Raw genomic sequence first — 10,786 nt, 5'->3', positions numbered from 1 at the left:
GAGCGTCAGCGCGGCGCGCGGCAGGCGGCGGTCGATGTTCTCCATCACGGAGATCATCGTCAGGATGGCCAGCGGCATCATGGCGTGCACCATGCCGACCATCACGCTGCCGAAGTTGTAGAGCAGATCGGCGGGTGCATCCGTCACGCCAGCCGCCTTGAGGAGCTGGTTGAGCACGCCGTTGCGGCCCAGCAGGACGATCCACGAAAACATGCGGACCAGGAAGCTGGTCCAGAACGGCAGCAGGATCCAGAACAGCAGCGAGCTCTTTGCCCGCGCGCCGGCGGCCGACGTGAGGTAAGCCACCGGATAAGCGCCGACGATGGCCAGCAAGGTGGTCCAGGCCGCGATCTTGAGCGTGATCCACAGCACGTCGAGGTAGACGGACGAATGGAACAGGCGTGCGTACAGGTCCAGGGTAATGCGCCCGTCCACCGACACGCTCATCCAGATCAGCTGGCCGACCGGGAACACCAGCATGACCAGCAGGAACAGGATGGTGGGCGCGCCGAGCAGGAAATCGCGGTGCCAGGCAGACCGGCGCTTGGCGGCCGGCGTCGCGGCCGCCTTCATGACTTGTGTGATCATGGCTTACTCCGGAATCGCAACGGCATCTTCAGGCTGCCAGCTCACCGTGAGCGTGTCGCCAGGCAGATGGCGGCCAGGGGCGCCGCGGGTCAGTTCCGCCACCACCAGCGGCGTGTCGCCCGGCAGTGCCAGGTAGGATTTGGTCACACCGCCCGTCACGACGATATCGCCCAGCCGCGCCGACAATGTATTCGGCGCGCCCGGCGCCCCCGAGACATGGAGATTCTGCGGACGGATCATCACCTTGGCGCGGTCGCCGCGCCGGAACGCGGCGCCATTGGCCTGCACCGTGCCGCGCGCGGGCAGCCCGTCGAAGCTGACGTCGAGCAAGCCGCCGCTGACCGCTTCGACCGTGGCCGGCAGCAGGTTCGACTCGCCCAGGAAGTCCGCCACGAAGGTGGTGCGCGGGCGGAAGTAGAGATCGGCCGGACTGCCGAGCTGCTCGATCCTGCCGCTATTCATCAGGCAGATGCGGTCGGACATCGTCATCGCCTCTTCCTGGTCGTGGGTCACATACACGATGGTGGTGCCCAGTTCGCGGTGGATGCGCTTGATTTCGAGTTGCATCTGGTCGCGCAGCTTCTTGTCCAGCGCGCCCAGCGGCTCGTCCATCAGGATGATCGACGGGCGGTAGACCATGCAACGCGCCAGCGCGATGCGCTGTTGCTGCCCGCCCGACAGTTCCTTGGGCAAGCGATGGGCAACGTGGGGCAGGCGCACGAGATCCAGCGCACGGCTGACCTCCTGCTCCGCCTGCCGCGCCGGCATCTTGCGCATCTTCAGCGGAAAGCCGATGTTCTCTGCAATCGTCATGTGCGGGAACAGCGCGTAGTTCTGGAACACCATGCCGATGTCCCGTTCGTAAGGCGCGCCGTAGGTCACATCCGCGCCGTTGATGCGGATGCTGCCGCCATCCGGCTGCGACAGGCCGGCGATCAGGCTCAGCAGCGTCGTCTTGCCCGAGCCTGACGGGCCCAGCAGGGTCAGGAATTCGCCCTCCGGAACCGAGAGGTCCGTGGGCGCGAGCGCGATGAAATCGCCATAGCGCTTGGACAGCTGCCTGGTCTGCAGTTTCTGTGTTACTTGTTGCATCACGCTTACCTTTGCAAGAGAGTTCCGACGTCAGCGCATGCGCTTCACTTCAGGATCCAGGCATTGAACTTCTCGAGCACCGGCTCCTGGTTCTTGACCCAGTATTTGGCATCGATCTTCACGCCGCGCTTGATGTTGTCCGCGTAGGTCGGCAGCATCGCGGCGTGCTTGGCATCGATGTACTTGAATGCGTCCGGATGGGTGACGCCGGCGGCCAGGTATTGCGTGAGCTGCGCCTGGCGCTTGGGGTCGGAGGCAAACTTGATGAACTCGCGGCAGGCGGCGGCGTTGGGCGTGCCCTTCAGGATGGTCCAGCTGTCCACGCCCCACAGGTGCTGGTCCCAGCAGATGGCGACCGGCGCGCCGGCATCCATGGCGGACTGCGCGCGCGAGATCCAGGTAGCCACCAGATCCACCTCGCCCGACTTGAGCATCTGCTCGACCTGCGCGCCGCCGCTCCACCACACGGCGACGCTGGACTTGACCTTATCGAGGCTGCGCAGCGCGCGGTCCACGTCGCAGGGATAAACCGATGCGTTCGCCACCCCGTCCGCCATCAACGCTTCCTCGATGGTATCGAAGGGATGCTTGCGCAGCGCGCGGCGGCCGGGGAAATCGTGCACGTTCCACAGGTCCTTCCATTGCGCGGGCGCCTTGCGGCCCTTGAACGCATCGGTGCGGTAGGCCAGCACGGTGGTGTACACGTTGGTGCCGACGCCGTAGGGCGACATGTATTGCGCCGGGATGCCAGCCACCACCGGATCCGCGCCCAGCCCGTGTTTCTCCAGGTAATCCTTTCCGTCGGTGGTCAGGACCTCGATCGCAGGCTGGCTGATCGATGCCATGTCCCAGCTGTAGTTCTTGGCGTCCACCATGGTACGGATCTGGGCCGTGGGCTCCGCGTTGGACGGAACGCCCACAACCTGGATGCCGGTGGCCTTGGTGAACGGCTTGTAGAACACCTCGCCATACGCCTTGGCAAAGACGCCGCCGGAGTCGCGCACTACGATGCGTTGCGAGGCCGCCTTGGCCGATGTCCAGATCGCCGGCATGGCGAGTGCGGCGGTGCCGGCGCTCAGCAATTTAAAGGCGTCGCGACGCGATGGATTGCTCGGCTTGTCGGCGTTACTCATGGCTGTACTCCTACGGGGACGGGGGATCGGAATGAAAAAAAATCGGGAGGCCGGCCTGAGCCGGTGGCAATCAGGAAATCAAGGAATCAAGGAATCAAGGAATCTGAAAATCAGGGAATCAGCTTGCCAGGGTTGAACAGGCCCTGCGGATCGAAGGCGCGCTTGACGGTACGCATCAGGTCGAGTTCGACATCGCCCTTGTAGTGGCGCATCTCATCCAGCAAGGTTCGGCCCACGCCATGCTCCGCGCTGAAGGTGCCATTCAACCTGGCGGCGACATCGTGCCCGGCGCGGCGCACCGCGGCGGCGGTTTTCGCCTGGTCGGGCAGGGCCTGCCAGGTGTCGAACTCGAAGAACGGGATGAAATGGATATTGCCGTCGCCGAGATGGCCCACCACCACGACACGCGCATCGAAGCCCTCTTCGATCGCGCGGGTGGCTTCGGCAATGAAAGCGGGCACCATCGATACCGGCACGGCGGTGTCCAGCGTCAGGCCGATGCCCGCCTTCTTGTTGCCCTCCGACACACTGTGCCGCAGCTTCCACATCGCCTCGCGCTGCGCGGAGCTGGCGGCAATGGCCGCATCGGCGATCAGGCCGCGCTCCATGCCCTTTTCCAGCGTGGCCTCAAGCACTTCCTGCAAGCGCGCGTCGTCGCAGGTATCGCTGAGCTCCACCAGCAGATGCCAGGGATGCGCACCGGTGAGCGGCGCATGCTGGCCCGGCACGTGCTCCAGCACGATGTCGAGCTGGCTGGCGTTCATCAGCTCGAAAGCGGATAGCCGCGCACCGCAAGCGGACTGGAACAGGCCGAGCAGCGCCAGCGCGGCATCCACGTCGACCGGTGCGACCCACGACATCGCGTGCGCGCTCGGCAACGGGTGCAGCTTCAGCGTGGCCGCGGTGATGATGCCCAGCGTGCCTTCCGCGCCGATGAACATCTGCTTGAGGTCAAGCCCGGTATTGTCCTTGCGCAAGGTGCGCAGGCCGCGCCAGATACGCCCATCCGGCAAGACGACTTCCAGGCCGAGCACGTTCTCGCGGGTATTGCCATAGCGCAGCACACCGGTGCCGCCCGCATTGGTGGCGATGTTGCCGCCGATCTGGCAGGAGCCCTCGGCGCCCAGGCTGATCGGGAAGAAGCGCCCCGCCTCGATGGCCGCGGCCTGGATCTCGGCCAGCACGCAGCCGGCCTCCACCTCCATCGAGTTGTCCGCCGGGTCGATGCGCACAATGCGCCGCATGCGCGAGAGATTGACGATGACGCAGTTGCCTTGCTCATACGGCACCGCGCCACCGCTCAGGCTGGTATTGCCACCCTGGGGCAGGACCGCCACGCCGGCGGCCACGCACGCCTTGACGAGTTCCGAAACCTGTTCGGTGGTGCGCGGCAGCGCAACGCAAAGTGCCGTGCCCTTGTAGCGGCCGCGCCAGTCGCTGACATAGCCTGCCAGATCGTCGCTGGCGGTGAGCAGCCCTGTCGCGCCGACGATATCGCACAAGGTATCTAGCAACAACTTCATCATGAATTTCCCAGTTGACGATCAACCCGCGACAGGCGATCCGATAGTCCAGAGAATAGTTCGCGAATATGCGAATCGCAATCTCTTCAATTGCAATGCAATTATTTCAGGGTTTTTACCTAAACAGGAAAGGCCATGCACCAGCGCAGGAAAACGCACGCGCCGCCGTGGTGCACGGGGTCGGACATGGTGCGTTGCAGTGGGTTGCGGCGGGGGGATTTAAAACAGGCAGCGAAGCGCGCGATGGCTTGCAGGATGACGGTGGTGGCGCTCGCTCACCGGCGCCATCCGGACGACTGCCGCATCGGCCTGCCACCGTAGCTGGCAGCAGGCTCTGATGCGGCACACAGCTTATTTGGTCGCGGGGTCCACCGCGATGGCCACGGCCTCCGTATAGACCGCCTGCACCTGGTCGCCCTTCTTGATGTTCTTCAACTGGTCCGGATCCTGCACATTCAGGTTGACCTTTCCTTTCGGGCCCTGCAGCGTGACATGCTGCTTTTTCATGTCCACGGCGACGACGTTCGCAACGACCGTCACCTGCCTGCCTGCCGCCGCGCCCGGCTTCGCGCCCGCGGCGGTGCGGTCCCCGGCTTCGCGTTCGGTGCGTTCGGTAATCCCGTCCCCGCCCTTCTTCAGTTCCAGCGTCAGGGCCTGCTTGTACTCGGCGACGACCTTGTCGCCTACCTTGATTTGATCGAAGTTGCGCACTTCGTCCCCCACCGCGAGATCGAACACCCGGCCCTTGGGGCCCTTCAACGTGACAGTGCGGCTTGCCGCGTCGATCTTCATGACGGTAGCCGCCACTTTCGTTGTTTCGGAAAACGCGGCCTTTCCTGGCGCGGTCATCATCTCGCCCTTGGTTTCCGGCTGCGCAAACACCGGCTGCACAAGCCCGGCCAGAGCGGCCGTCGTGGCCATGGTCAAAAGCATCTTTCGCTTCATTTTCTTCTCCTTGAATGACCCCAGGCTTGTGCCGTGCCTTTTGCCGCCGATGTGGGCGACAGGCACAGGCGATCCGTCACGGAGGGCATCAGGTAGGCTTATCGCAACTCCCGGCCAACACATTGCCCTGCCTCAACCATAGACGCAAAGCGTGCCGGGCGGGATGTTTGCGCGAGGCGAACCGGTTTCCGCGCGCCCCGATGGCGCGCGGCATATCGGCACGCGCTACGCCTGCGGGCGCCTGCGCAACGCAGCGGTGACACGCTTCACAACGAACAGGCGCAGGTAGTCATGGATGCGCGCATCCGTACTTAAATCCCGCAGCGCCTCAAGATACACTTGCCGCACGGCCTCCGGAGGAGCCTCCAACTCCTCCGCGATGCGCTGAATCCATTCTTCGTCGCTGTGGGTATGCATCGGTTACGTCTCTCTCGCGAGGCCGCAGTACCTGACGCGCCCGGATGCGGACGGGCATCGGTGAAAGGCCATGCCCGCCAGCGGACTGGAATCCCGGCGCTTCTGCATTGAGTGTCGGCGAGACCGGCAGGCGGGCGTTGATCCATGTCAACCGCGCCCGTCTCTGCGAAGGAAGCCCCTACGGTTTGCGCTTTTTGCAGAATAGCCCTTGAGGGCCTTTATCGCGCATGGCTTCATGAATCCTGGGGCACCAGGAATTAGAACCCCTCTTCAGAAATGTGTCGGCGCCGCCACTGACTTGCGCTAGATCAAGTCACGGCGCCGGCGCGACGGATAGCATTTCACCCACACCGTCGCCCCGCGGTTCAAGGCTTGTCTTCATCGTCCTCCCTCCCATTTCCCCTGACGCCCTGAAACCCTGGAGCCCTTTGGCGGCATTCCCTTATTCAGCGCACAGGTAGCCGATGAAAATAAAACCAGGCTGGGGTATCGCGGCACTGTTCCTTGCCGCCGTCACTGGCACCGCGCTGTGGTGGTTCGCCGGCCAACGCGATCCATGGCCGGCCTCTGTCGTCCACAGCAACGGGCGCATGGAAATCGGCCGGCTCGACGTGGCCGTGAAGTATGGCGGCCGCGTGATCGACCTGCCGGTGCGCGAGGGCGAGGCCCTCTCCGCCGGTGCCGTGGTGGCCCGCCAGGACGACGCCGAACTGCTGGCCCAACTGGACCTCGCCACCGCCGCGCGGGAGCGCGCCGTGCAGGCCGCATCGCGCGCGCAGGCCGAAATCGATGCCCGTGCGAGCCGCCAGCGCCTTGCGCGGCTGGAGCTGACCGAAGCCGTCAAGCTGTACCAGGACCGCCAGATCTCATCCGTCGAACGGGATCGCCGGCAGCTTGGCCTGGATGGCGAAAGCGCGAGCGTGACCGGCGCGCGGGCCGCCCTTGGCGAAGCCCGGGCGGCGGTCGTGGAAGCCGACGCGCAGATCGCCCGCCTGAAGATCCTGCGGGACGAAGCCACCATCCGCGCGCCCGTGGCCGGCCGCGTGGAGTATCGCGTGATCGAGGTCGGCACGGTGCTGCCGGCGGGCGGGCGCGTGGTGTCCCTGCTCAACCTGGCTGATATGTACTTCACCGTGTTCCTGCCGGCCGGCGCGGCCGGCAAGCTGGCCATCGGCGACGAGGCTCGCATCGTGCTGGACGCCATGCAGGACGAACCCATCCCGGCCCGGATCAGCTTCGTGGCCAGCGAGGCGCAGTTCACGCCCAAGTATGTCGAGACCGATGCCGAGCGGGCCAAGCTGATGTATCGCGTCAAGCTGCAACTGACGCCGGACGTGGCGCAGCGCTACGCGGCAAAGCTGAAGGCCGGCATGACGGGCGATGGCTTCGTGCGCCTGGATGCCACTCAGCCCTGGCCAGCCAGGCTGGCGCTGCGCCAGCAGCCGGCCTGACGTCATGCCGGGCCCGCACCCCGACCGCGCCGCGGCCATCCGGATCGATGGCCTGTCGCATCGCTATGGCGCCAGCGTGGCGCTGGACCACGTATCGCTCACGCTGCCCGGCAACGCCACCATCGGCCTGATCGGCCCCGACGGCGTCGGCAAGTCGACCCTGCTCGGGGTGATCGCCGGCGTCAAGCGCATCCAGCAAGGCAGCGCGTCGGTCCTTGGCGCGGACCTGCGCGACCGGCAGGCCCGGGAGGCGCTGTTGCCGCGCGTGGCCTTCATGCCGCAGGGGCTGGGGCGCAACCTGTACCCGACGCTCTCCGTCTACGAGAACGTCGACTTCTTTGCCCGGCTGTTCGGCCTGGGCGCCGCCGATCCTCGACGAGCCCACCACGGGCGTGGATCCGCTCTCGCGGCGCCAGTTCTGGACCCTGGTGGAAGCCCTGCGCGCCGAGCACAGCAACATGACGGTCATTGTCGCCACCGCGTATATCGAGGAAGCGCAGCGCTTCGAGCACTTGGTGGCCATGGACGCAGGCAAGGTGCTGGTGTGYGACCGCACCGCCGATGTGCTGGCCCGCGCCGGCACCACCGATCTGGAACAAGCCTATATCTCGCTGCTGCCGTCGGCCCGGCGCGGCGAGGCGACGGGCCTGCTGATCCCGCCCCGCCCGCCCGACGACGGCGAACCCGCCATCGAAGCCGAGGGACTGACGCGGCGCTTCGGCGCTTTCACCGCCGTGGACAACGTGAGCTTTCGCATCGAGCGCAGCGAGATCTTCGGCTTTCTCGGCTCCAACGGCTGCGGCAAGACCACCACCATGAAGATGCTGACCGGGCTGCTCGATGCCACCAGCGGCACCGCGCGCCTGCTCGGCCAGACCATCGACGCCGGCGACATGCGCACGCGCATGCGGGTGGGCTATATGTCGCAGGCGTTCTCGCTTTACGAAGAACTCACGGTACGGCAGAACCTGGACCTGCACGCCCGGCTCTACCGGATGGAAGGCGACGCCGCGCGGCAGGCGGTCGGGCGAGCCCTGCAAGATTTCGAACTGGACCAGCACGCCGAGGCGCAGCCCGCTTCCTTGTCGCTCGGCATCCGCCAGCGCCTGCAGCTGGCCGCCGCCTGCCTGCACCATCCGGAAGTGCTGATCCTCGACGAGCCTACCTCCGGCGTGGATCCCGGCGCGCGCGACATGTTCTGGCGCCACCTGGTCCAGCTCTCGCGCCAGCAGCGCGTGACGATCTTCGTTTCCACGCACTTCATGAACGAGGCCGCGCGCTGCGACCGCATCTCCTTCATGCATCGCGGCCGCGTGCTGGCCGTGGGCAGCCCGGAGGCCCTGCGGGAGCGCTGCCACGCGCAGACGCTGGAGGACGCCTTCGTCACCTATCTGGAGCAAGCGGAGAACCCGGAGAACGGCGCTGCCGCCGCTACCGTATCCGCGCAACCGGCCCCGCCCCGCGCGCCGGACGACAAACCCGCGGGCCATCCGGGCGGCTCGGCCCTGGCGCGCACCTGGGCCTTCGCCCGGCGCGAGGCGATGGAACTGGCGCGCGACAAGCTCAGGCTGGCATTCGCCATCCTCGGCCCTATCGTGCTGCTGTGCGCCGCGGCATGGAGCGTTTCCTTCGACGTCGAAAACGTGCGCTTCGCCGTGCTGGACCGCGACCAGAGCCGCGCCAGCCGGGAACTGGTGGAGCAGTTCTCCGGCTCGCGCTACTTCGTGCAGACCAACGACGTGCGCAGCGAGGCCGACGCGGACCGGCGCCTGCGTGCCGCGAACGACATGCTGGTCGTCGATATCCCGCCCGGTTTYGAGCGCGACCTGCTGGCCGGCCGGCAACCGCAACTCGCCTTCCGCGTGGACGGGTCCAGCCCGTTCCCCGGCGCGACCACGCGCGCCTATGTCACCGGCGTGCTGCTGGGCTACGCCAATGCGCAGATGCGCGCGCTGCCGGCCCGCCCCGCCGCGCTGCCGGTGTCGATCGAGTCGCGTTTTATCTATAACCAGGAATTCCGCAGCATCTATGCCATCACGCCCGGCATCATCATGCTGGCGCTGATCCTGATCCCGACCATGCTGACCGCGCTCGGCGTGGTGCGCGAGAAGGAGATGGGATCCATCACCAACCTCTATGCCTCCCCCGCGAGCGTGGGCGAATACCTGATCGGCAAACAGCTTCCCTACGTGGCGCTGGCCATGGTCAGCTACCTCACGCTGGTGGCCCTGGCGATCGTRCTGCTGCAGGTGCCGCTGAAGGGCTCCTTCCTCGCCTTGTCGCTGGGCGCCGCGCTGTTCGTGCTGGCGGCCACCGCGCTCGGCCTGCTGGTGTCCACCTTCGTGCGTTCGCAGGTGGCCGCCATCTTCGGCACCGCCATCCTGTGCCTGATTCCATCGGTGAACTTCTCCGGCCTGCTCTATCCCGTTTCCACGCTGACCGGCAGCAGCTACTGGATCGGCCTGGGCTTTCCGTCGTCGTGGTTCCAGTTGGTCAGCCTGGGCAGCTTCACCAAGGGCCTGGGCGCCGGCAGCTTTGGCGCCATGTACCTGGCCTTGCTGGGCTTTGCGCTGCTATACCTGACTGGCGCGCGCCTGCTCCTGCGCAAGCAGGAGGCGTAGCCGGGAGATGCCGCGATGAACCAATGGTGCAAGAACGTGGCCCGGCTGTGCGGCAAGGAACTGCGCAGCCTGTTCAGCGATATCACGCTGATGGTGCTGATCGTGTTCGCCTTTACCCTGGCCGTGCACTCGGTGGCCAAGGGCATCAAGGCCGAGGTGTCGAACGCGTCGGTGGCGATTGTGGACGGCGACCACTCCGAGCTGTCGCGCCGCCTGCGCGACGCGATCCGTCCGCCGTATTTCAAGACGCCGGTCGATGTCGACCGGCACGTCGTCGACGCGGAGATGGACCGTGGCCGCTATATCTTCGCCATCGAGATCCCGCCGCGCTTCGAAGCCGATGTGCTGGCGGGCCGGACGCCGGCGGTGCAGGTGCTGGTCGATGCCACGGCGATGACGCAGGCGGGGCTGGGAGCCACCTACCTGCAGCAGATCTTCACGCGCGAAGTGCTTGAGTTCCTGCATGCGCGGGGCATCGAGGCGCAACTCCCCGTGCGCGCGGAGAGCACGGTGATGTTCAATCCCAACACGGAATCGCACTGGTTCACATCCACCATGCAGATCGTGGTCAACATCACCGTGCTGGCCATCATCCTGGTGGGCGCGGCGGTGATCCGCGAGCGCGAGCACGGCACCATCGAGCACTTGCTGGTGATGCCGGTACGCGCCAGCGAGATCGCCGTGGCCAAGATCCTCGCCAACGGCGCGGTGATCTTCCTGGCATCGCTGCTGTCGCTGTGGCTGGTGGTGCATCTGTGGCTGGCGGTGCCGGTCACGGGATCGCTGGGACTGTTTGCGCTGAGCACGGCGCTCTACCTGTTTTCCGTCACGGCGCTCGGCATGTGGCTCGCCACCATCGCGCCGGCCATGCCGCAGTTCGGCCTGCTGGCGGTGCCGACCTATGCCGTTGCCTACCTGCTGTCCGGCGCCGCCACGCCGGTGCAGAGCATGCCGCAGGCCATGCAGCACGCGGTCCAGTTCCTGCCGACGACCCAGTTCGTCAACCTCACCCAGGC

8 protein-coding genes and 1 pseudogene are annotated in these 10,786 nt (G+C 66.1%); 3 read left to right on the top strand and 6 right to left on the bottom strand.

Features of this window, described 5'->3' with window-relative positions:
* The 6 genes from AC1DN0_RS39565 to AC1DN0_RS39540 all read right to left on the bottom strand — a co-directional run.
* Nucleotides 1-573 (bottom strand): ABC transporter permease (locus AC1DN0_RS39565; RefSeq protein ID WP_477146531.1); only part of this gene is annotated, 573 nt, incomplete at its 3' end.
* Nucleotides 574-591: 18 nt separating this feature from the next.
* The gene (locus AC1DN0_RS39560; RefSeq protein ID WP_441633894.1) at nt 592-1,680 is read right to left on the bottom strand and encodes an ABC transporter ATP-binding protein; all 1,089 of its coding nucleotides are present in this window, start codon (nt 1,678-1,680) and stop codon (nt 592-594) included.
* 44 nt (nt 1,681-1,724) lie between these two features.
* Nucleotides 1,725-2,813, bottom strand: coding sequence for an ABC transporter substrate-binding protein (locus tag AC1DN0_RS39555; protein WP_441633892.1), 1,089 nt, complete (start codon nt 2,811-2,813; stop codon nt 1,725-1,727).
* Nucleotides 2,814-2,923: 110 nt separating this feature from the next.
* Nucleotides 2,924-4,336 carry an FAD-binding oxidoreductase gene (locus AC1DN0_RS39550; RefSeq protein WP_441633938.1) on the bottom strand — a complete coding sequence of 471 codons (1,413 nt, stop codon included), beginning with the start codon at nt 4,334-4,336 and terminating at the stop codon, nt 2,924-2,926.
* A 351-nt stretch (nt 4,337-4,687) separates the two neighbouring features.
* Complete coding sequence (locus AC1DN0_RS39545; protein WP_441633890.1) at nt 4,688-5,347, bottom strand: hypothetical protein; 660 nt, start codon at nt 5,345-5,347, stop codon at nt 4,688-4,690.
* Nucleotides 5,348-5,506: 159 nt separating this feature from the next.
* Nucleotides 5,507-5,698 (bottom strand): DUF3562 domain-containing protein, encoded by a 192-nt coding sequence (locus AC1DN0_RS39540; RefSeq protein ID WP_441633888.1) that lies wholly within the window; start codon nt 5,696-5,698, stop codon nt 5,507-5,509.
* Between the two features lie 464 nt (nt 5,699-6,162).
* Between AC1DN0_RS39540 and AC1DN0_RS39535 the strand changes: the two genes are divergently transcribed.
* The 3 genes and pseudogenes from AC1DN0_RS39535 to AC1DN0_RS39525 form a co-directional block, all read left to right on the top strand.
* The gene (locus AC1DN0_RS39535) at nt 6,163-7,149 is read left to right on the top strand and encodes an HlyD family secretion protein (protein ID WP_477104424.1); all 987 of its coding nucleotides are present in this window, start codon (nt 6,163-6,165) and stop codon (nt 7,147-7,149) included.
* Between the two features lie 4 nt (nt 7,150-7,153).
* Nucleotides 7,154-9,770 (top strand): annotated as a pseudogene (gene rbbA, locus AC1DN0_RS39530) (ribosome-associated ATPase/putative transporter RbbA).
* A gap of 15 nt (nt 9,771-9,785) precedes the next feature.
* Nucleotides 9,786-10,786 (top strand): ABC transporter permease (locus AC1DN0_RS39525; RefSeq protein ID WP_477146530.1); only part of this gene is annotated, 1,001 nt, incomplete at its 3' end.

It is taken from the genome of Cupriavidus sp. 05N39 (assembly GCF_056397325.1).
This window is presented reverse-complemented; position numbering and strand designations above follow the sequence as displayed.